Below are 20,978 nucleotides of genomic sequence, written 5' to 3'. Positions count from 1 at the left end.
CCTCAGCTCTGAACGTTGTGCGGCTATCCGCAGCGCGGCGCCACGTAGCCGTCGCTGCCCGTCTTCACATACGCGTCGGACACGAAGCGGCCGTTGCCTATGTTGTCCCAGATGTTCGAGGTGCCGTAGGGGCCCGAGACGCGGGTACCCGGCGTCTGGCAGTTCACCGGGACCGTCGCGCCCACGGGCAGGACGTCGACGATCGAGTAGCCCGTGCCGGGGCCGCTGCGGACGTTCAGTTCGCAGCCGGGTGCCACCGGGTAGCGCTGGGTCCCCGCGGACACGGACTCTGCGGACGCTGTCATGGCGATCTCCCCCGTCGGCTTCACTCTGCGTGCAACACGCAGGCTAGCAAGCCCCATCGGACCCGCAGGTGCCATCGACTAGGCTCCGTCGGACGCGCGCGTACAACGGACACTCGGGGGTGGGCCATGGCGTCGCCGCGCAGTATCGGATTCGGGGCGGAGGGCGCCGAGGATCCGGAATCCGTCGGGGCGTACCGGCTCGAATCCGTGCTGGGCTCGGGCGGCATGGGTGTGGTGCACCTGGCCACGTCCCCCTCGGGGATGCGGCTCGCCGTGAAGGTCGTGCACGCCGAGCATGCCGCCGACCCGGAGTTCCGGGCGCGATTCCGGCAGGAGGTGTCGGCGGCCCGGCGGGTCAGCGGCGCCTTCACCGCCTCCGTCGTCGACGCCGACCCGGACGCCGACCGGCCCTGGATGGCCACCGTGCACATCCCCGGCCCCACCCTCGCCGAACGGGTCAAGCGGGACGGGCCGTTGGCCGCCGTTGAGGTGCGCCGGCTCGGCGCCGGGCTCGCCGAGGCGCTGCGCGACATCCACCGGGCCGGGGTGGTGCACCGCGACCTCAAGCCGAGCAATGTGCTGCTCGCCGCCGACGGGCCCAAGGTCATCGACTTCGGGATCTCCCGTCCGTACGACAGCGATCTGCGGACCGAGACGGGCAAGCTGATCGGCACGCCGCCCTTCATGGCGCCCGAGCAGTTCCAGCGGCCGCGCGAGGTCGGGCCCGCGGCGGACGTGTTCGCGATGGGCGCGGTGCTCGTGCACGCGGCGACGGGCAGCGGGCCCTTCGACTCGAACTCGCCCTACGTCGTCGCCTACCAGGTGGTCCACAACGAGCCGGACCTGACCGGGATCCCGGAGGATCTGGTGCCGGTCCTGAGCCGCTGCCTCGCCAAGGACCCCGGGGACCGGCCCACCCCGGACGAGCTGATGTCGGCGCTGCGCTCGGCGGCGTACGGCTCCGAGGCGCACACCCCCACCCAGCGGTTCCGCAACCCCGTCCCGCCCGCCCGCGAGGAGGGCGCGCGGGTCGGGGAGGACGCCTCCCGTGCCGCCTGCGCGGGCAGGCCCGCGCGGCGCCGGGTCCGCTGGGTCGTCGCGGCGCTCGCGCTGGTGGGCGTGGTCGGCGCGGGGGTGGCCGCCGTCCAGGCGCTGCCCGACGGCACCGGGACCGTGGCCACCGCCCCCGAACACCGCGCGGAGCCCCAATTCCGGCCCTGGAACGTCCAGTTGGCGGCCAAGGGCGACGGGAACCGTACGGCGTTCTGCTCGCTCGGCGATGCGGGCGGCGCGCTGTACTGCTCCGCGCCCGGGATCGCCGTCGCCCGGCTCGACCCCTCCGGCGGGAAGGCCGTGTGGTCGGTTCCCGGGGCGAGCGGGGAGCTGCTCTCGGACGACCTCGCCCCCGTCACGGCGGGCGACCGGGTCCTGGTGCGGGCCCCGGGCGGGCCGTTGCGGGCGTACGACGCGGACACCGGGAAGCCGGTGTGGTCCGCCGACGTATCGGCGTACTCCGGGGTGCATCCCGCAGGCGCCGTCGTGCTGCTCACCACGGCGGACGGGCACGTCACGGGGCTCAACTCCGCTACTGGCAAGGAGAGTTGGCGCAAGCCGCTCGGGGGGCCCCGGTCTCAGTGGGTCGTGCCGTCCGGCGTCGTACCGGCCGGTGCGGAGGGGGCGGGTCGCGCGGAGGGGACGAGTTCGGCGCCCGGCGAAGGCAGGGAGGCGGCGCCCGGCCAGGGCAAGGGATCGGCGACCGGCGCGGGGCCGGTCTACGTCGCCACTCCCTCCGCCGACGGCGGCTCGACCTCCGTGTCCGCCGTCGATCCGGGCACCGGGGCCGTGCGGTGGCAGGTCCGCGCCGACGGGCGGCTGCGGCCGGTCGCGGCCGGTGCCGGGGCCGTGTTCCTGATCGCGACCGACGCCGCCGGGTTCACCTCGGCGGTGGTACGGCTCGACGCCGCGACCCGCACCGCCCGCCGGACCACCCTGACCGCCCCGCTCGACCAGGCGCAGGCCGGGATCGACGGGGACAGCGTCTACCTCTTCGGGGCGGGCGGGGCGCTGGTCGCTGTCGACTCGGCGCAGGGCGGTGAGAAGTGGCGCCTGGACACGGGGGTGGCCCGCGGCTCGCGGCCCGTCGCCTCGGGCGGCCAGGTGTACCTCACCGGAGCCGACGGCCGACTGCTCGCCTTCGACGCGCGCAGGGGCGTACTCACCGGGCAGACCAACCCCCGTATGAACAACGGGCGTTACACCTTCACGCCCGCGCTCCCGGCGCCGCTCGCCGCCGGGGGCCGGGTGTACGCCGCCTCGCCCGACGGGTCGGTCTTCGCGGTGGACCCGGCGGACGTCGCCAGCTGGTGAGGGTCCGCTCGGCGACGGTGACGTACCGCGCCCGTCGAGGACGCACCGCCGTCACCTCACCGTGCGGATGGCCAGCGGCGTTGAGGATGCGCATCGCCGTGCGGACGGCCACCGGCACTTGAGGACGCGCCTCGCCGTGTGGGTGGCGTACGGCCGCTTGAGGACCGGCCGCCGCCACCTCTTCCGGGACGCTCCGCGTCAGCCCAGCTTCGAGACGTCGCGGACCGCGCCGCGGTCGGCGCTGGTGGCCATCGCCGCGTAGGCGCGCAGCGCGGCCGAGACCTTGCGCTCGCGGTTCCTCGGGGCGTAGACCCCGCCCAGCGCCTCGCGCCGGGTCGCCAACTCGGCCTCGGGGACGAGGAGTTCGATCGATCGGTGGGGGATGTCGATGCGGATGCGGTCGCCGTCCTCGACCAGGGCGATGGTGCCGCCGGACGCCGCCTCGGGCGAGGCGTGGCCGATGGACAGGCCCGACGTGCCGCCGGAGAAGCGGCCGTCGGTGATCAGCGCGCAGGTCTTGCCGAGACCGCGGCCCTTGAGGAAGGACGTCGGGTACAGCATCTCCTGCATGCCGGGGCCGCCCTTGGGGCCCTCGTAGCGGATCACGACGACGTCGCCGTGCGTGATCTCCTTGCGCAGGATCTTGTCGACGGCCTCTTCCTGCGACTCGCAGACCACGGCCGGGCCCTCGAAGGTCCAGATCGACTCGTCCACGCCCGCCGTCTTCACGACGCAGCCGTCCTCGGCGAGGTTGCCGTGCAGGACCGCGAGGCCGCCGTCCTTGCTGTACGCGTGCGCCGCGTCGCGGATGCAGCCCTCGGCGGCGTCCGTGTCGAGGGTGTCCCAGCGCTCGGACTGCGAGAACGCGGTCGCCGAGCGGACGCAGCCGGGGGCCGCGTGCCACAGCTCGACCGATTCGTCGGAGGGAGATCCTCCGCGCACGTCCCAGGTGCCCAGCCACTCCTTGATGGAGCGGGAGTGGACGGTGTGCACGTCCTCGTTGAGCAGGCCCGCGCGGTACAGCTCGCCGAGGATCGCCGGGATGCCGCCGGCGCGGTGCACGTCCTCCATGTAGTACGTACGGTTCTTGGCGACGTTCGGGGCGACCTTGGCCAGGCAGGGGACGCGGCGGCTGATGGCGTCCATGTCGCTGAGGCCGTAGTCGAGCTCGGCCTCCTGGGCGGCGGCGAGCAGGTGCAGGATCGTGTTGGTGGAGCCGCCCATCGCGATGTCGAGCGCCATGGCGTTCTCGAACGCGGCGCGGGTCGCGATGGAGCGGGGCAGGACGGAGGCGTCGTCCTCCTCGTAGTACCGCTTGGTGATGTCGACGACCGTGCGGGCCGCGTTCTCGTACAGGGCGCGGCGGGCGGTGTGGGTCGCCAGGACCGAGCCGTTGCCGGGCAGGCTCAGGCCGATCGCCTCGGTGAGGCAGTTCATGGAGTTGGCCGTGAACATGCCGGAACAGGAGCCGCAGGTGGGGCAGGCGTTCTCCTCGATGCGGAGGATGTCCGCGTCGGAGATCTTGTCGTTGACGGCGTCCGAGATCGCGTCGACGAGGTCGAGGGTGCGGACCGTGCCGTCGACCAGAGTCGCCTTGCCGGACTCCATCGGGCCGCCGGAGACGAAGACGGTCGGGATGTTGAGGCGCAGCGCCGCCATCAGCATGCCGGGGGTGATCTTGTCGCAGTTGGAGATGCAGATCAGGGCGTCCGCGCAGTGCGCCTCGACCATGTACTCCACGCTGTCCGCGATGAGGTCGCGGGAGGGCAGGCTGTAGAGCATGCCGCCGTGGCCCATCGCGATGCCGTCGTCCACGGCGATCGTGTTGAACTCGCGGGGGACGGCTCCGGCGGCCAGGATCGCCTCGCTGACGATGCGGCCGACCGGGGCGAGGTGGGTGTGGCCCGGAACGAACTCGGTGAAGCTGTTCGCCACGGCGATGATCGGCTTGCCGATGTCCTCGCTCGCTACACCGGAGGCCCGCATAAGGGCGCGGGCGCCCGCCATGTTGCGGCCGTGGGTGACTGTGCGGGACCTCAGCTCGGGCATCGTCGCTCGTCTCCTCGTCGGACCCCCTGCTCCTCTTGGCGTGGGGGTGTGCCTGCGTGTGAGCCTACGCCGCGACTCCGCCATCTGGACAGGGTGTCCGGATGGCGGGATCCGGGGTTCGCGATGTGACCCCCTCGGGGCCGTGCGTTTGCCTTTCGCGCAGTTCCCCGCGCCCCTTGAACCCGCTTCCGTCTGCGGACCGTGCCCGCTTGCTCGCGCCGTTCCCCGCGCCCCTAAACCCGATGTCGGCCTCGCGCCGTGCTCGCTTCTCGCGCAGTTCCCCGCGCCCCTGAACCCGTCTTCGTCCGCGGGCCGTGCTCGCTTCTCGCGCCGTTCCCCGCGCCCCTGAACCCGTCTTCGTCCGCGGGTCGTTCCCCGCGCTCCTAGCAGGGTCGTGCTGGTCGGCGTGGGCGTGCTCAGGCCGGTCGGCGGCTGGGGACTGGCGCCCTTTGCGGTCAGGGTTCGGTCAGGTAGCGCTGGAGGGTTGGGGCGACCATGGTCACGATCTCCTCCGTCGGCACGGAGGCGAGCGGCTCCACCTCCAACACGTACCGCATGATCACGATCCCCATCATGTGCGACGCCGCGAGCTCCGCGCGGAAGCGGGGGTCGGGGACCTTCAGATCGGCCGCCACCCGCTCCAGCAGGCGCCGCAGGACGAACCCGCGCAGGACCTTCGCCGCCGCCTCGTGCGTGAGGGCCGAGCGGATCACGGCGATCAGCGGGGTGCGGGTCGCCGGGTTCTCCCAGATGGAGAGGAAGTAGCGGGCGAGCCGCTCGCCCACGCCGTCCAGGTCGTCGCCGAGCACCGCGGGCAGCGTCAGCGCCGGTTCGAAGTGGACCTCGATGGCCGCCGCGAACACCTCGTCCTTGGTGCCGAAGTAGTGATGGACGAGCGCCGCGTCCACCCCCGCCGCCTTGGCGATGCCCCGCATGGACGTCTTGTCGTAGCCCCGGTCGGAGAACTCCGTACGGGCGGCGGACAGGATGCGTTCGCGGGTGCCCGGGCCCGCTTCGGCGGCGGCCCGAGGGGGGCGGCCCCGTCGGCGCGGTGCGGCGTCCGTCATGCGCGGCGGGCCGGCGCGGACGCCAGGTGCAGCCGGGTGAAGGCGAGGGCCTCGGCGAGGTCGGCCTCGCGTTCGGCGGCGGACATGGCCCGCCGGGTGTTGACCTCGATGACGACGTGGCCGTCGAAGCCGGTGAGCGCGAGGCGCTCCAGGAGTTCCGCACAGGGCTGGGTGCCGCGGCCCGGCACCAGGTGTTCGTCCTTCGCCGAGCCGCGCCCGTCCGCGAGGTGCACGTGGGCGAGCCGGTCGCCCATCCGGTCGACCATGGCCATCGCGTCCGTACGCGAGGTCGCGGCGTGCGACAGGTCCACCGTGAAGTGGCGGTAGTCGTCCTTCGTGACGTCCCAGTCGGGGGCGTAGGCCAGCATCTCGCGGTCGCGGTAGCGCCACGGGTACATGTTCTCGACGGCGAATCTGACGTCCGTCTCGTCGGCCATCCGCCAGATCCCGCTGACGAAGTCGCGGGAGTACTGACGCTGCCAGCGGAAGGGCGGGTGGACCACCACCGCGGACGCGCCGAGCTTCTCCGCCGCCGCCCGCGCGCGCTGCAGCTTCACCCAGGGATCGGTGGACCAGACCCGCTGCGTGATCAGCAGACACGGGGCGTGGACGGCCAGGATCGGCACCTGGTGATAGTCGGAGAGCCGCCGCAGGGCTTCGATGTCCTGGCTCACGGGGTCGGTCCAGACCATGACCTCGACGCCGTCGTAGCCCAGGCGCGCGGCGATCTCGAAGGCCGTCGCCGTCGACTCCGGGTAGACCGAGGCCGTGGACAGGGCGACCTTCGCATCCGGGATGCGCACCACTGGTTCTGCCACGGAGACAGGGTACGGGCCGCCACCGCCGAGGGGGGAGGCGGTCCGGTGAGCCCGACGAACGTCACACTCGCCGGTGGCCGCTCGCCCGCGCGTCAGCCCACGGGCAGGTGGTCGAGGTGGCGCAGGATCACGCCCTCGCGCAGCGCCCAGGGGCAGACCTCCAGCTCATCGACCGCGAACAGGTCCATCGCCCCCTCCGCCACGAGCGCCCCGGCGAGCAGCTGCGGGGCCCGCCCGACGGACACTCCGGGCAGCGAGGTGCGCTGCTCGGTCGTCATGGCGGCGAGCTTGGGGACCCACTCCTCCAGTGATTTACGACTCAGAGTGCGCTGGACGTAGGCGCCCTCGCTCGACCGTGCGGCCCCCGCGATCCGCGCAAGCTGCTTGAACGTCTTCGACGTGGCGACCACGTGGTCGGGCCGCCCCGAGCGGGTGAACTCCCCCACCGTGCCCGCGATTTGGGCCCGCACATGACGGCGCAGGGCCCGCACGTCGGACGGGTCCGGCGGGTCGCCCGGCAGCCAGCCCGCGGTCAGCCGCCCGGCGCCGAGCGGCAGCGAGACCGCCGCGTCCGGCTCCTCGTCGATGCCGTACGCGACTTCGAGCGAGCCCCCGCCGATGTCGAGCAGGAGCAGCTTCCCGGCCGACCAGCCGTACCAGCGGCGCGCCGCGAGAAAGGTGAGACGGGCCTCCTCCTCGCCGGAGAGCACCGCCAGATCCGCCCCGGTCTCGGCGCGGACCCGGGCGATCACCTCGTCCACGTTGCTGGCCTCGCGCACCGCGGAGGTCGCGAAGGGGAGCAGTTCCTGGACACCCTTGTCCTCGGCCGAGAGCAGCGCTCCGCTGATCGTGGCGACGAGGCGGTCGACGCCTTCCGGTCCGATCGCACCGTCCCCGTCGAGGAGTTCGGCGAGCCGCAGCTCGGCCTTGTGCGAGTGCGCGGGCAGCGGCGCCGCGCCGGCGTGCGCGTCCACCACCAGCAGATGAACCGTGTTCGACCCCACATCGAGGACTCCGAGTCTCATGGACTGAACGCTACTGCGCGTCCGGACAGGGCCTCGGACATACGCTTGAGGTGTGCCAAAGACGAAAAAGGCGAAGCCGGGCAAAGCCAAAGCCCCGAAGAACCCCGAGAACCAGTCACGGGGCGAGCAGAAGAGGGCTCAGGACGAGCAGGGGATCGACTTCCCGCGCGCCTGGGTCGAATTCCCCGACCCGGCCGACGACGAGCAGGTCTTCCGCTGCGACCTGACCTGGCTCACCTCGCGGTGGACCTGCATCTTCGGCAGCGGCTGCCAGGGCATCGAGGCGGGCCGGGCCGACGACGGCTGCTGCACGCTCGGCGCCCACTTCTCCGACAAGGACGACGAGAAGCGGGTGGCCGGGCACGTGGCGCGGCTCACCCCGGAGCTGTGGCAGTTCCACGACGTCGGCACCGAGTCGGGCTGGATCCAGACCGACGAGGACGGCGACCGCCAGACCCGCCGCTGGAACGGCTCCTGCATCTTCCAGAACCGGCCGGGCTTCGCGGGCGGCGCCGGCTGCTCGCTGCACATCCTCGCCCTCAAGGAGGGCAAGGAGCCGCTGGAGACCAAGCCGGACGTCTGCTGGCAGCTGCCGGTGCGCCGCACGTACGACTGGATCGAGCGGCCCGACGACACCAAGGTGCTCCAGATCTCGATCGGCGAGTACGACCGCCGCGGCTGGGGCCCCGGCGGCCACGACCTGCACTGGTGGTGCACCTCGGCGACCTCCGCCCACGGCGCGGGCGAGCCCGTCTTCGTGACGTACAAGCCCGAGCTGACCGAGCTGATGGGCGAGGAGGCGTACGGCGTGCTCGTCGGGCTGTGCGAGGCGCGGCTCGCCTCGCAGCTGCCCCTGGTCGCCCCGCACCCGGCCGACCCGAAGCGGTAACCGCCTTACGCGGTACGGGAGTCGTCAGCCGCTCTTGGTCGGTGAGGGCGGCGTCTGGGTGGGCGTGGGCGGCGCCGTCGGCGGGGTGGGGCTCTGGCTCGGCGGCGTCGGCGTGGGGGTCGGGCTGCCGGGGCTCTGGGTGGGCGGCGTCGGCGGCGCGCTCGATCCCGGCGGGCCGGGATGGCCCGGGTCCCCGGGGTCGGGCGAGGACGGCGTGGCGATGGGCGTGCCGTCGCCCGCGATGCGTACCGCGGCCCCCGAAGGCGCCACCTCGACCCGGGCCGCCCAGGCATGGTGCGGCTCGTGGGCGTGGTCGACCCGGATGTACACGGTGACGCTCTGGCCCGGCGCCAGCCGCCCCGCGCTCTGGCTGAAGGTGAGCCAGCGGGCGTGACTGCGCAGCGACCAGTCGACGGGCGCGCCGCCGGTCGAGGTCAGCGTGAGCACGGTCGTGTCGCCCGCCGAACTCGCCGCGACCGAGAGCTGGGCGGGGCCCGCCGGGGCCGTCGAGGGGCTGATGACCTCCACCGACACGTCGGGCGCGCGGCTGCCCGCGGTGAAGCGGGTGTCGGGCTCGCTGCGGGCATTGCCCGCGTTCTCGTAGCGGTCGGAGGGATGGCCGTTGAGGCCGCCGGGGTTGTCGGCCTCGCTGGCGGTGACCTTGGCGCCGCCCTCCGGCTCGCCGGTCGCGGGGGCGCCGCGGTAGGCGGCCCACAGCGCGAAGACGGGGGCCGCCACCACGGTCGCGACGACGGTGGTGGTCACGGCCCTGGCCCGCAGCCGGTCGCGCCGGGCGGCCCGGTCCTTGGGGTCCATCGGGAACCCGGTGCGGTCGAAGCGCGGGGCCCCGCCGCGCGCCCGCGGCACGTGCAGCATGGCGGCCTGCGCGGCGGCCCGCGGCGCCTCGGCCAGCGGCAGCGCGGCCGGGGTGACGGTCGACCCGGGCCAGGGCCCGGCCGCACCCGTGCGCTCGGCGGCGCGGCGGCAGCGGGGGCAGTCGTCGACGTGCCGGACCAGCTCGCGGCGGAGCGCCGCGGAGAGCAACACCTGGTGGTCGCCGGTGAGTTGGGCGACCGTGGGACAGCCGCCCATCTCGACGACGGCGAGCGCGGCGCGGGTCCGCTCGACCTCGCAGGCGCCCGCGGCGAGCAGCTCGCGCGCGGCCGGGTAGTTCATGCCGAGCACCGAGGCGACCTCGCGGGCGCCGAGCTGGTGGCGGACCGCCAGCTCCAGGGCCTCGCGCTGCTCGGGGGTGGTGCCGGCGGCCTCGGGCCAGGCGAGCAGGGCCAGTTCGCCCCGGCGGCGCTCCCGCTCCTCCTCGGACACCTCGACCGCGGGGGCCTCCTCGGCGGGGCGCCCGGTGTGGGCGCCGGGCCGGCCGCGTCTGCGCTCGGCCAGCTTGCGCAGACAGGCCCAGCGGGCGAGGGCGTACAGCCATGCCTTGCGCTCGGGCTCGGCCGCGGGGCAGCGCGCGTACTGGCGCTCGGAGACGGCGAGTATGTCGCCGAGGGCGGCGGTCGCCTCGTCGTGGTCGCACAGGACGGACAGGCAGTACGTGAACAGGCCGTCCAGGTACGCCTCGTAACGCGCGGGCGGCCGCTGGGCCAACGTCCGGGGCGCACGGCGCTGCGCCCGGTGTGCGCCGGTGTTGTGCGCTGGCTGATCCAGTCTGCTGCTCGTCACGCGTGCGACCGTAGGCGCAGCATGAGGGCTTCTTCGTACCGGTTGAGCACATTTAATCCTTACGGGTGAACGTATCCCTCAAAAGGGGACAGGAATCGGGAATTCCATGGCATTCCATGGCAGACCAGCTACGCACTGTGCAAACGGACGCAACCGATCGGGGCGACGCGGTGGCGGCGGCATCCACCCGAACGGCGGGGCGCGGAAAACCGGGGGTTCGCGCCCGGAGCCGCGCGTCCGGCCCGCCGGGCCGTGCGGCGGGTCTCCCCCGGGTCGCTTCAACCGTCCGTGCGGGGTTGTCAGTGGCCCCCTATACGGTGACGCCATGGCTGCCCGTACGAAATCCGCGAAGGACCGGCCGTCCTACCGCTGCACCGAATGCGGCTGGACGACCGCCAAGTGGCTCGGCCGTTGCCCCGAGTGCCAGGCCTGGGGGACGGTCGAGGAGTACGGCGCGCCCGCGGTGCGCACCACGGCGGCGGGCCGGGTCTCCACGGCCGCGCTGCCCATCGGCCAGGTGGACGGCCGCCAGGCCACGGCGCGCACGACCGGGGTCGACGAGCTGGACCGCGTCCTGGGCGGCGGGCTCGTGCCGGGCGCGGTGGTGCTGCTCGCGGGCGAGCCCGGCGTCGGCAAGTCCACGCTGCTCCTGGACGTCGCGGCCAAGGCGGCGAGCGACGACCACCGCACGCTCTACATCACGGGCGAGGAGTCGGCGAGCCAGGTGCGGCTGCGCGCCGACCGCATCCGGGCGCTCAACGACCATCTGTACCTGGCGGCCGAGACCGACCTGTCCGCCGTCCTCGGCCACCTCGACGCGGTCAAGCCGTCCCTGCTCGTCCTCGACTCCGTGCAGACCGTCGCCTCCCCCGAGATCGACGGCGCCCCCGGCGGCATGGCCCAGGTCCGCGAGGTCGCGGGCGCGCTGATCCGCGCCTCCAAGGAGCGCGGCATGTCCACGCTCCTGGTCGGCCACGTCACCAAGGACGGCGCGATCGCCGGCCCCCGCCTCCTGGAGCACCTGGTGGACGTGGTGCTCTCCTTCGAGGGCGACCGGCACGCGCGCCTGCGTCTCGTACGGGGCGTCAAGAACCGGTACGGGGCAACGGACGAGGTCGGCTGCTTCGAGCTGCACGACGAGGGCATCACCGGACTCGCCGACCCCAGCGGCCTGTTCCTCACCCGGCGCGACGTGGCGGTGCCCGGCACCTGTCTGACCGTCACCCTGGAGGGCCGCCGCCCCCTGGTCGCCGAGGTCCAGGCGCTCACCGTCGACTCGCAGATCCCCTCCCCGCGCCGCACCACCTCCGGCCTGGAGACCTCCCGGGTCTCGATGATGCTCGCGGTGCTCGAACAGCGGGGCCGGATCACCGCGCTCGGCAAGCGCGACATCTACAGCGCGACCGTGGGCGGGGTGAAGCTGTCCGAGCCCGCGGCCGACCTCGCGATCGCCCTCGCCCTGGCCTCGGCGGCGAGCGACACCCCGCTGCCCAAGAACCTCGTCGCGATCGGCGAGGTGGGCCTGGCGGGCGAGGTCAGAAGGGTCACCGGGGTGCAGCGCAGGCTCGCCGAGGCCCACCGCCTGGGCTTCACCCACGCCCTCGTCCCGACCGACCCGGGCAAGGTCCCGGCCGGTATGAAGGTCACGGAAGTCGCCGACATGGGGGACGCGCTGCGGGTGCTCCCGCGCGGGCGTCGTGCACAGGCCCCACGGGAGGAGTAGCCGCGCCGGTAGACTTTGCCCTGGTCTCGCCCGTCCGTACGAGCAGTACGCCAGCAGTACGCGCCGTATGAGCAACACCGGAGGAGTGCAGTGGCAGCCAACGACCGGGCATCAGCACCCGGAAAGTCCGGCACAGGCTCCGGTAACGAAGCGCTGATGCGCGCCGCCCTGAGCGCCGTAGCGCCCGGCACCGCGCTCCGCGACGGCCTGGAGCGCATCCTGCGGGGCAACACGGGCGGGCTGATCGTGCTCGGCCTCGACAAGACCGTCGACTCGATGTGCACGGGCGGCTTCGTCCTGGACGTCGAGTTCGCCGCGACGCGGCTGCGCGAGCTGTGCAAGCTCGACGGCGCGCTCGTGCTCGACAAGGACATCACCAAGATCCACCGCGCCGGTGTCCAGCTGGTGCCGGACGCGGACATCCCCACCGAGGAGACCGGCACCCGCCACCGCACGGCGGACCGCGTCTCCAAGCAGTGCAACTTCCCGGTCGTCTCGGTCTCCCAGTCGATGCGCCTGATCGCGCTGTACGTGAACGGTGAGCGCCGGGTCCTGGAGGAGTCGGCGGCGATCCTGTCCCGCGCCAACCAGGCGCTAGCGACGCTCGAGCGCTACAAGCTGCGCCTGGACGAGGTCGCCGGCACCCTGTCCGCCCTGGAGATCGAGGACCTGGTGACGGTCCGGGACGTCACGGCGGTCGCCCAGCGCCTGGAGATGGTGCGCCGCATCGCCACCGAGATCGCCGAGTACGTGGTGGAGTTGGGCACGGACGGGCGCCTGCTCTCGCTCCAGCTGGACGAGTTGATCGCGGGGGTCGAGCCCGAGCGCGAGCTCGTGGTCCGGGACTACGTTCCCGAGCCCACCGCCAAGCGCTCCCGCACCGTCGACGAGGCGCTGCGCGAGCTCAACGACCTCACCCATGCGGAGCTGCTCGAACTGCCCATAGTGGCAAGGGCGTTGGGCTACAGCGGCTCCCCCGAGACGCTGGACTCCGCGGTGTCCCCGCGGGGCTACCGCCTCTTGGCCAAGGTGCCGCGGCTGCCCGGGGCGATCATCGAGCGCCTGGTGGAGCACTTCGGCGGCCTCCAGAAGCTCCTGGCCGCCTCGGTGGACGACCTCCAGACCGTCGACGGCGTCGGCGAGGCCCGGGCCCGCAGCGTCCGGGAGGGCCTGTCGAGGCTGGCCGAGTCGTCCATCCTGGAGCGATACGTATAGCTGACCGAGGGGGGCGCCCCCCCCTCGACTCCCTGGGGGCGCCGGACGGGCTGAAGACGTCCATGCGGGCCAGCATGACCCTGTTAGGGGCGCGGGGAACTGCGCGAGAAGCGAGCACGGTCCGCAGCCGACCGAATCCCCCGGCGGGTTGAGGGAAGGGGCGGGGTGGGGCCGACCGGGGTCCGGGGCGGAACCCCAGCGCAAGCTAGTCCTGGGAGAGGGCGAAGGAGGCTCGGGCCACGGGGAGCCCGGGGAAGTGGGCCTCCACCAGGTACGTGCCGGAAGGCACCGCCCCCGCGCCGGGCGTCGCACACCCCGGCGCGGACTTACCCCGGTCCCACTCCACGGTGTGCGTGATCGTGGAACCCCCCGGCACCTGGAAGAACACGCTCGCGTCACCCACCGGACAGTCGTCCGTGGACCACACCCGGTCGTTCCCGGTGGAGGTCACCGTCACGACCGCCCCCTTGGGCCCGAGGTCCGCCTTGCACGTGGACGCCGCGTTGTTCTTGAGGACGATTTCGATGCGGGGCTTCTCCCCCACGGCGTACGTCGTCTTGGTGCTGCGCAGGGTCAGGGTCAGCGCGCCCGGCGCACAGGTCGGCAGACTGGACCCGGCCGGCACTTGGCTGCCCGCACTGCCCCCGCCGCCAGAACTCCCGCCGCCCGAACCGGAGTTGGCACCCCCGGAGCCGCCCGAGCCCGTACTCGTACCGCCGGAACCGGAGTTGGCGCCACCGGAACCGCCCGAACCCCCGGAGCCGCCGATGCCTCCGGACCCGCCGGAGCCGCCCGTCTCGTCGCGGCCACCCGGCGCGGTGCTCACGGCCGGGCCCGAGCCCGAGGGGCCCGGGGTGATCGACTGGGTGGGCGTGGGGCCCTTGTCGTTGCTGCCGCTCTTGTTCCCGCTGCCACCGCCGGAGGTGACGACCCATAGGACGAGGAGCGCGAGCAGCGCGATCAAGGACAGCGCGACTGCCCTCCGTCGCCAGTAGATGGAGGAGGGAAGCGGCCCGACCGGATTGCGCAGAGATCCCACGCACCGAACCTTACGAGAGATCGGGGCCAACTCCCGCCCCACCCGCCGCCACTGTCCCCAAGTTTTCCAGATCATCATCCCGGAGCCGGACCCTCCGGGGCGGCCCCACCCACCGATCGCCCGCCCTCACCCGCCACCGGGCGCTCGTGGTCGCCCCCCGCGGATGATCCATACTGTCCGTCACCATGGATAGTGAGCTCTACCGCAACATCACCGACTTCGCCCACGACATGCCGTCCTGGGTGCAGAGCTTCGTCGAGGTCTGGACGGAGCTCGGCCTGCTCCTGTTCGGCGTGCTGTTCGTCTGCGCCTGGTGGCGGGCCCGCCGCCGGGACACCACGTCGTTCGCCCTCGCCCTGCTCGCGCCCCTCGCGACCGCGGTCGCCTACCTGTGCAGCGAGGTGATCAAGTCGCTGGTCGACGAGGAGCGGCCCTGCCGGGCGGTGGCGGGCGCGGCGACCTCGCTGATCGCCTGCCCGGCCAACGGCGACTGGTCGTTCCCGTCGAACCACGCCACCATCGCGGGCGCGGCGGCCGTCGCGCTGGCGCTCGCCTGGTCGCGGATCTGGCTGCTCACCGTGCCGATGGCGCTGGCGATGGCCTTCTCGCGGGTCTTCGTCGGGGTGCACTACCCGCACGACGTGGCGGTCGGCCTGGTGCTCGGCACCGTGGCCGCGTTCCTGGTCGTCAAGGTGGGCACCCGGCCGGTACGGGCGCTGTCGGAGTCGATGCGGACGAGCGACATCTCGGCCGTCGCCTGGTTCGCCGGACCCGGCGCACGCCTGCACGCCCGGCAGCACGCACGCCGCTGAGCGCCTCTGCGCGCCCCCCTCGGGGGCCGAACGTGCCAGGATCGGCACTGCGATGAACACTCTGCCGACGATGCCCACCGTGCCCATGGACGAGATGAACGCGACCACTCAGCCCGCCCAGTCCACCCGGCCCACCCGGCCCACCGAGAACGCGGTCCTCCACGAATCCGTCATCGGATGGTTCCGCGAGAACGCCCGCGATCTGCCCTGGCGCCGCCCCGAGGCGGGCGCCTGGGGCGTGATGGTCAGCGAGTTCATGCTCCAGCAGACCCCGGTCAGCCGGGTGCTCCCGGTCTACGAGCAGTGGCTGGCGCGCTGGCCGCGCCCGGCCGACCTGGCCGCCGAGGCCCCCGGCGAGGCGGTGCGCGCCTGGGGCCGGCTCGGCTACCCGCGCCGGGCGCTGCGGCTGCATGGCGCCGCGCTCGCCATAACGGAACGGCACGGCGGCGACGTGCCCGCCGACCACGGCCAGCTGCTCGCGCTGCCCGGCATCGGCGAGTACACGGCGGCCGCGGTCGCCTCGTTCGCGTACGGGCAGCGCCACGCGGTCCTGGACACCAACGTCCGCCGGGTCTTCGCGCGGGCCGTCACCGGGGTGCAGTACCCGCCGACCGCCACCACCGCCGCCGAGCGGCGCCTGGCCCGGGCGCTCCTGCCCGAGGACGAGGCCACAGCGGCCCGCTGGGCGGCCGCCTCCATGGAGCTCGGGGCGCTGGTCTGCACGGCGAAGAACGAGACCTGTCTGAGCTGCCCGATCGCCGCGCAGTGCGCGTGGCGGCTGTCCGGGAAGCCCGCGCACCAGGGCCCGCCCCGGCGCGGCCAGACGTACGCGGGCACCGACCGCCAGGTGCGCGGCAGGCTCCTCGCGGTGCTGCGCGAGGCCACCGGCGCCGTGCCGCGGTCGGCGCTGGACGCGGTGTGGCGCGAGCCGGTGCAGCGGGCCAGGGCGCTCGACGGCCTGGTCGCGGACGGTCTCGTGGAGCCGCTCGACGACGGTTTCTACCGGCTGCCGCAGTCCTGATCCACCGCCCCTCCCCGCGTGCCCGGCTGTGTCCGTAACGTCCGAAAGAGCGGCGTTACCCCTGGAAAACGGCGGTAAACCTCGGCTGTTACACAACCGATGGCTCTCCGTGCGTCGGCCGACGTCTCCTCCGCACAGGCCCGTGACAAGTCCTCCGTAGGTTCATTCCGGTAAGCGACCAGCAGGACGAGCGGGACCAGCTCACGGGGACGACGGAGGCGGTTGGGTATGGCGCAGGGCGAGGTGCTTGAGTTCGAGGAGTACGTACGCACCCGGCAGGACGCGCTTCTTCGGAGTGCCCGGCGACTCGTTCCGGACCCGGTCGACGCGCAGGACCTGCTGCAGACCGCGCTGGCCCGCACCTACGGCCGCTGGGACGGCATCGCCGACAAGACCCTCGCCGACGCCTACCTGCGCCGGGTCATGATCAACACTCGGACCGAGTGGTGGCGGGCGCGCAAGCTCGAAGAGGTTCCCACCGAGCAGCTGCCCGACGCCCGCGTCGAGGACGGCTCCGAGCAGCGCGCCGACCGCGCCCTGCTGATGGACGTCCTCAAGGTGCTCGCCCCCAAGCAGCGCAGCGTCGTCGTGCTGCGACACTGGGAGCAGATGAGCACCGAGGAGACGGCCGCGGCCCTCGGCATGTCCGCCGGCACGGTCAAGAGCACGCTGCACCGCGCGCTGGCCCGGCTCCGCCAGGAGCTGGAGAGCCGCGAGCTGGACTTCCGGGCCCTGGAGCACGGCACCGTACGCGAGGTAAAGGGGCGGGAGCGGTGCGCGGCCTGAGCAGGCACAGCAGGGGCGCGCTGACGGCGGGGACCACGGCACTGGCCGGGCTCTCCGCCCTCGGGCTGCTCATGGCGGGCTGCTCCACCGGCGGCACCGGCACCCGCGACGAGGGCGAGGCCCCGCGCTCCGACAAGGTCGCCCACGCCACCCCGTCCCCCAGCGCCTCCTCCTCGGCTCCCTTCACGAAGGTCGACCCGGTGAAGCTGCTCAAGGCCGACCCGAAGGTCAGCGCCCGGGTCAAGTCCCAGCTCAAGCCCTGCACCAAGGACGAGTACCCCATTGACGTGACGTACGGGCACCTGACCGGCGCGACCGGCCAGGACGTGGTCGTGAACGTCATGAACTGCGCGGACGCGGTGGGCCTCGGCGCGTATGTGTACCGGGCCTCCGGCACCTCGTACGACAACGTCTTCACCGCCGAGGAGACGCCCGTGTACGCCGAGATCGACCGGGGCGACCTGGTGGTGACCCGGCAGATGTACGCGGCGGGCGACAAGCCCGCCTTCGCGTCCAGCGAGGTCGTGACGACCTACCGGTGGTCGGGCGGTGCGGGCGGTAGGTTCGCGCAGCAGGACCAGGTGGAGAACGACTACAGCAAGTCGGTCGGCGGCAACGAGACCGCCGCTCCGGTGCCCGCCACCCCCTGATCCGGCGAACCGGACCGGCAACCGGCGGCGCGGGCATGCCGCAGACTGGGTACTGCGCCCGGACCCACCGCACCACCGCCGGGCGCCGGAAGAGACCGCCGGAGAACTGAGAGAGCAGCGCGATGGCCGAAACCCATGTTCTGTTCGTCGAGGACGACGACGTCATCCGTGAAGCCACCCAGCTCGCCCTTGAGCGGGACGGCTTCACCGTGACCGCCATGCCCGACGGGCTCTCCGGCCTGGAGGCGTTCCGCGCCGACCGGCCGGACATCGCCCTGCTCGACGTGATGCTGCCGGGGCTCGACGGCGTCAGCCTGTGCCGCCGGATCCGCGACGAGTCCACCGTGCCGGTCATCATGCTGTCCGCGCGCGCCGACTCCATCGACGTCGTCCTCGGCCTGGAGGCGGGCGCGGACGACTACGTCACCAAACCCTTCGACGGCGCCGTCCTGGTCGCCCGGATCCGTGCCGTGCTGCGCCGCTTCGGACACGCGGGCGGGCCCGGCGCCGCCACCGAGACGCCCGAGGAGGCGCCCGAGCGCGGGGTGCTCGCCTTCGGCGACATCGAGATCGACACCGAGGGCATGGAGGTCCGCAAGGGCGGCGAGCCGGTCGCGCTGACCCCGACCGAGATGCGGCTGCTGCTGGAGTTCTCCTCGGCGCCCGGCACCGTGCTCTCCCGCGACAAGCTCCTCGAGCGGGTCTGGGACTACGGCTGGGGCGGCGACACCCGCGTCGTGGACGTCCACGTCCAGCGCCTGCGCACCAAGATCGGGCAGGACCGGATCGAGACCGTCCGTGGCTTCGGCTACAAGTTGAAGGCGTGAGGGAGTGAGGCGTCCCGCCCTGCGCACCGGCGTCCGGTGGAAGATCAGTATCGCCATCACGGCGGTGGGCGCGCTCACCGTGGTGGCGCTGAGCCTCGTCGTGCACAACGCGGCCCGCGTCTCGATGCTCGACAACGCCCGCGAAGTGCAGATGGAGCGGCTCAACTTCGCGCAGAACTACTACGAGACCAGCAACAAGCGGGTCCGCTTCGGCACCAAGCTCAACGATCCCGCGCTGCCGCCCACCCTGAAGGAGAAGGCCCTCCAGGGCCGCAAGGTCTCCTCGGTGCAGGAGCGCGGCAGCGGCCCGCCCGACATCTGGGCCGCCGTGCCCGTGGGCAACGGCGACGTCCTGTCACTGCACTCCACCTTCACCGACCGCAGCTCCAACGTGATGGCCGACCTCGACCGCGCCCTGGTCATCGGCTCGGTCGCGGTCGTCTTCGGCGGCTGCGCGCTCGGCATCCTCATCGGCGGCCAGATCTCGCGCAGGCTCCGCAAGGCGGCCGACGCGGCGGGCAAGGTCGCCGAGGGCAACACGGAGGTACGGGTGCGGGACGCCATCGGCGGTGTCGTACGCGACGAGACCGACGAACTCGCCCGTGCCGTGGACGCGCTGACCGACGCGCTCCAGGAACGCATCGAGGCCGAGCGCCGGGTCACCGCGGACATCGCGCACGAGCTGCGCACCCCGGTCACCGGGCTGCTCACCGCCGCCGAACTCCTGCCGCCGGGCCGCCCCACCGAGCTGGTGCGCAACCGGGCGCAGGCCATGCGGACGCTGGTCGAGGACGTCCTGGAGGTCGCCCGGCTCGACAGCGCGTCCGAGCGGGCGGAGTTGCAGGACATCGCGCTCGGCGAGTTCGTGAGCCGGCGGGTCGCCGCGTTCGACCCCGAGGTGAAGGTGCGGGTCGTCCACGAGTCGTGGGTCTCCACCGACCCGCGCCGCCTGGAACGCATCCTGGGCAACCTGCTCGGCAACGCCGCCAAGCACGGCGGGGGGCCGGTGGAGGTCACCGTCGAGGGCCGGGTCGTACGGGTCCGCGACCACGGGTCCGGGTTCCCCGAGGCGCTGCTGCGGGAGGGGCCGAGCCGGTTCCGTACCGGGTCGAGCGACCGGGCGGGCAACGGGCACGGGCTGGGGCTGACGATCGCCGCGGGCCAGGCCAAGGTGCTCGGCGCCCGGCTCACCTTCCGCAACGCCGCTCCCGAGGGGGCGCCCAACGCGCCGGGCACGGGCGGCGCGATCGCCGTGCTCTGGCTCCCCGAGCACGCGCCGACGAACACGGGCAGTTTCCCGGTCCAGCCTCCGGCGAAGGACTCCCGCCAGGTGTAGCGGGCTCGGTGGGCGAACGCCGGGCGTCAACGGCCAACAGTGGCAACACTGTTGACCATGCATGAGGGCCCTTACACATCGCCGTCCGATCCCGTACCCGTACGAGACCTGCCGCAGGCCGACTCCGCCCCCGCGGAGGCCGAGCGCCGGGCCACCTGGTTCGAGCTGTTCTGCGACCTCGTGTTCGTCGCCGCCGTCGGCCAGATCACCCGCCGCATCAGCGCCCACCCCACGCTCGGCTCGGTGGCGGCGGCGGCCGCGCTGTTCGTGCCGCTGTGGTGGACGTGGGTGCTGTACGCGGTCCGGGCCAACCGGGCGGACCGCGACGTCACTTCGCACCGGCTGCTCACCATGGCCGGTCTGGTGGCGGTGTGCGGGCTCGCCGTCTTCGTGGGCAGCGTGGGCACCTCCGACAGCGCGGACACCGGCTTCGCCCTGTCGTACCTGGGGGCGCGGCTGGGCGTCGCGGCGCTGTACGCCCTGGAGGCCCGCCGGGACCGGCGCCTGGTCCCCCTGCTCCGGTCCTTCGCGGTCGGCTCGACCGTCTCGGCACTCCTGTGGACGGGCGCGCTGCTCGCCCCCGCGGGGCCCGTACGGTACGGGATCTGGGCGGGCGGGATGGCGGTCGACCTGGCCATCCCGCTGCTCTCCGGCCGCCGGATCGCCCGCGCCCCGCACCACACCGAGCATCTGCGGGAGCGCTTCGGGCTGTTCACGATCATCGTGCTCGGGGAGTCGGTGCTGGGGTTCACCAACGGGTTGGTCCAGGCGCGGACCGCCGGGTCGGCGATGGTGACGGGCGCCGCGGCGTTCGCGCTGTGCGCCTGTTTGTGGTGGTCGTACTTCAGCGCCAGCGGCACCCGGCCCGGCGCGCACGCCGAACTCGCCAGTGACCCGCGGCTGTTGCACACCTACGTCCTCGGCCACCTGCCCGTGCAGCTCGGGCTCGCCGTGACGGGGGGTGCGGTGGGCACGGCGGTCCTCGGCTCGGCCCGCCATCTGACCACCGCGCTGGCCCTGTGCATTCTGGGCGGGGTGGCGCTGTTCCTGCTGTCCACGGCGGCGGTACGAGCGGCCTTCACCGGTGCGCGCGACCCGGTGGTACGCCTCCGCCTGGCGACGGCCCTGCTCATCGCGGCCCTGGTGCCCGCGGCGGGCCGGGCCCCCGTCCCCGTGATGCTGGCGGCCCCGGCCCTGCTGCTGGCCCTGTCCGTGACAGCCGAAGCCCCCAGCCACCGCCGCCGCGTGGAAGCCACGGCCTCGGCTTGACGCCGGGCCTGGGGCGCCGCCCCAGACCCCGGGCGCCCTGCCCACCCCCGCACGGGAGCGTGGGTGGGCAAACCCCCCAGGGACCCCAGGGCCCGCG

Annotated in this window: 18 protein-coding genes; 11 read left to right on the top strand and 7 right to left on the bottom strand. The window is 73.3% G+C overall.

The window, feature by feature from the left end:
• Positions 1–23: 23 nt before the first annotated feature.
• On the bottom strand, positions 24–305 hold the full coding sequence (locus AC07F3_RS33505) for a peptidase (protein ID WP_479118295.1): 282 nt from the start codon (positions 303–305) through the stop codon (positions 24–26).
• Between the two features lie 126 nt (positions 306–431).
• Between AC07F3_RS33505 and AC07F3_RS33500 the strand changes: the two genes are divergently transcribed.
• The gene (locus tag AC07F3_RS33500) at positions 432–2,672 is read left to right on the top strand and encodes a protein kinase domain-containing protein (protein ID WP_479118294.1); all 2,241 of its coding nucleotides are present in this window, start codon (positions 432–434) and stop codon (positions 2,670–2,672) included.
• Between the two features lie 198 nt (positions 2,673–2,870).
• On the opposite strand, the gene ilvD is transcribed toward AC07F3_RS33500, so the two are convergent.
• From ilvD to AC07F3_RS33480, 4 genes are all read right to left on the bottom strand, one after another.
• Complete coding sequence (gene ilvD / locus AC07F3_RS33495; protein WP_479118293.1) at positions 2,871–4,721, bottom strand: dihydroxy-acid dehydratase; 1,851 nt, start codon at positions 4,719–4,721, stop codon at positions 2,871–2,873.
• Between the two features lie 455 nt (positions 4,722–5,176).
• Positions 5,177–5,788 (bottom strand): TetR/AcrR family transcriptional regulator, encoded by a 612-nt coding sequence (locus AC07F3_RS33490; RefSeq protein ID WP_479118292.1) that lies wholly within the window; start codon positions 5,786–5,788, stop codon positions 5,177–5,179.
• Positions 5,785–6,606, bottom strand: a complete 822-nt coding sequence (locus AC07F3_RS33485; RefSeq protein WP_261714238.1) for a sugar phosphate isomerase/epimerase family protein — start codon at positions 6,604–6,606, stop codon at positions 5,785–5,787. The genes AC07F3_RS33490 and AC07F3_RS33485 overlap by 4 nt, the downstream gene beginning before the upstream one ends.
• A 92-nt stretch (positions 6,607–6,698) precedes the next feature.
• Positions 6,699–7,631, bottom strand: coding sequence for a Ppx/GppA family phosphatase (locus AC07F3_RS33480; protein WP_479118291.1), 933 nt, complete (start codon positions 7,629–7,631; stop codon positions 6,699–6,701).
• A 52-nt stretch (positions 7,632–7,683) separates the two neighbouring features.
• Here AC07F3_RS33480 and AC07F3_RS33475 point away from each other — a divergent pair, with 52 nt between their 5' ends.
• Positions 7,684–8,520, top strand: a complete 837-nt coding sequence (locus AC07F3_RS33475; protein ID WP_479118290.1) for a DUF3109 family protein — start codon at positions 7,684–7,686, stop codon at positions 8,518–8,520.
• A 24-nt stretch (positions 8,521–8,544) separates the two neighbouring features.
• On the opposite strand, the gene AC07F3_RS33470 is transcribed toward AC07F3_RS33475, so the two are convergent.
• Positions 8,545–10,203, bottom strand: coding sequence for a BACON domain-containing protein (locus AC07F3_RS33470; protein WP_479118288.1), 1,659 nt, complete (start codon positions 10,201–10,203; stop codon positions 8,545–8,547).
• 325 nt (positions 10,204–10,528) lie between these two features.
• Here AC07F3_RS33470 and radA point away from each other — a divergent pair, with 325 nt between their 5' ends.
• Both radA and disA read left to right on the top strand, forming a co-directional pair.
• The gene (gene radA, locus AC07F3_RS33465) at positions 10,529–11,926 is read left to right on the top strand and encodes a DNA repair protein RadA (protein ID WP_114041366.1); all 1,398 of its coding nucleotides are present in this window, start codon (positions 10,529–10,531) and stop codon (positions 11,924–11,926) included.
• Positions 11,927–12,016: 90 nt separating this feature from the next.
• The gene (gene disA / locus AC07F3_RS33460) at positions 12,017–13,141 is read left to right on the top strand and encodes a DNA integrity scanning diadenylate cyclase DisA (protein ID WP_114041367.1); all 1,125 of its coding nucleotides are present in this window, start codon (positions 12,017–12,019) and stop codon (positions 13,139–13,141) included.
• 205 nt (positions 13,142–13,346) lie between these two features.
• Here disA and AC07F3_RS33455 read toward each other — a convergent pair whose 3' ends face one another.
• Entirely contained in the window at positions 13,347–14,180 is an 834-nt protein-coding gene (locus tag AC07F3_RS33455; protein ID WP_479118286.1) for a hypothetical protein, read from the bottom strand.
• A 185-nt stretch (positions 14,181–14,365) separates the two neighbouring features.
• On the opposite strand from AC07F3_RS33455, the gene AC07F3_RS33450 reads away from it, so the two are divergent.
• The 7 genes from AC07F3_RS33450 to AC07F3_RS33420 all read left to right on the top strand — a co-directional run bounded on the left by AC07F3_RS33450 (position 14,366) and on the right by AC07F3_RS33420 (position 20,881).
• Complete coding sequence (locus AC07F3_RS33450) at positions 14,366–14,992, top strand: phosphatase PAP2 family protein (protein ID WP_479118284.1); 627 nt, start codon at positions 14,366–14,368, stop codon at positions 14,990–14,992.
• Positions 14,993–15,086: 94 nt separating this feature from the next.
• The gene (locus AC07F3_RS33445; RefSeq protein WP_479118317.1) at positions 15,087–16,013 is read left to right on the top strand and encodes an HhH-GPD family protein; all 927 of its coding nucleotides are present in this window, start codon (positions 15,087–15,089) and stop codon (positions 16,011–16,013) included.
• A gap of 228 nt (positions 16,014–16,241) precedes the next feature.
• Positions 16,242–16,799 (top strand): SigE family RNA polymerase sigma factor, encoded by a 558-nt coding sequence (locus AC07F3_RS33440; RefSeq protein WP_329463728.1) that lies wholly within the window; start codon positions 16,242–16,244, stop codon positions 16,797–16,799.
• Entirely contained in the window at positions 16,787–17,449 is a 663-nt protein-coding gene (locus AC07F3_RS33435) for a hypothetical protein (RefSeq protein WP_479118282.1), read from the top strand. The genes AC07F3_RS33440 and AC07F3_RS33435 overlap by 13 nt, the downstream gene beginning before the upstream one ends.
• A gap of 122 nt (positions 17,450–17,571) precedes the next feature.
• Positions 17,572–18,276, top strand: coding sequence for a two-component system response regulator CseB (cseB, locus tag AC07F3_RS33430; RefSeq protein WP_438292416.1), 705 nt, complete (start codon positions 17,572–17,574; stop codon positions 18,274–18,276).
• Positions 18,277–18,280: 4 nt separating this feature from the next.
• Positions 18,281–19,612, top strand: coding sequence for a two-component system sensor histidine kinase CseC (gene cseC / locus AC07F3_RS33425; RefSeq protein WP_479118281.1), 1,332 nt, complete (start codon positions 18,281–18,283; stop codon positions 19,610–19,612).
• A gap of 57 nt (positions 19,613–19,669) precedes the next feature.
• Positions 19,670–20,881: a low temperature requirement protein A gene (locus AC07F3_RS33420; protein ID WP_479118280.1), complete on the top strand. Its 1,212-nt coding sequence runs from the start codon at positions 19,670–19,672 to the stop codon at positions 20,879–20,881.
• Positions 20,882–20,978 lie beyond the last annotated feature (97 nt).

The organism is Streptomyces sp. NPDC045846 (assembly GCF_056431605.1).
This window is presented reverse-complemented; position numbering and strand designations above follow the sequence as displayed.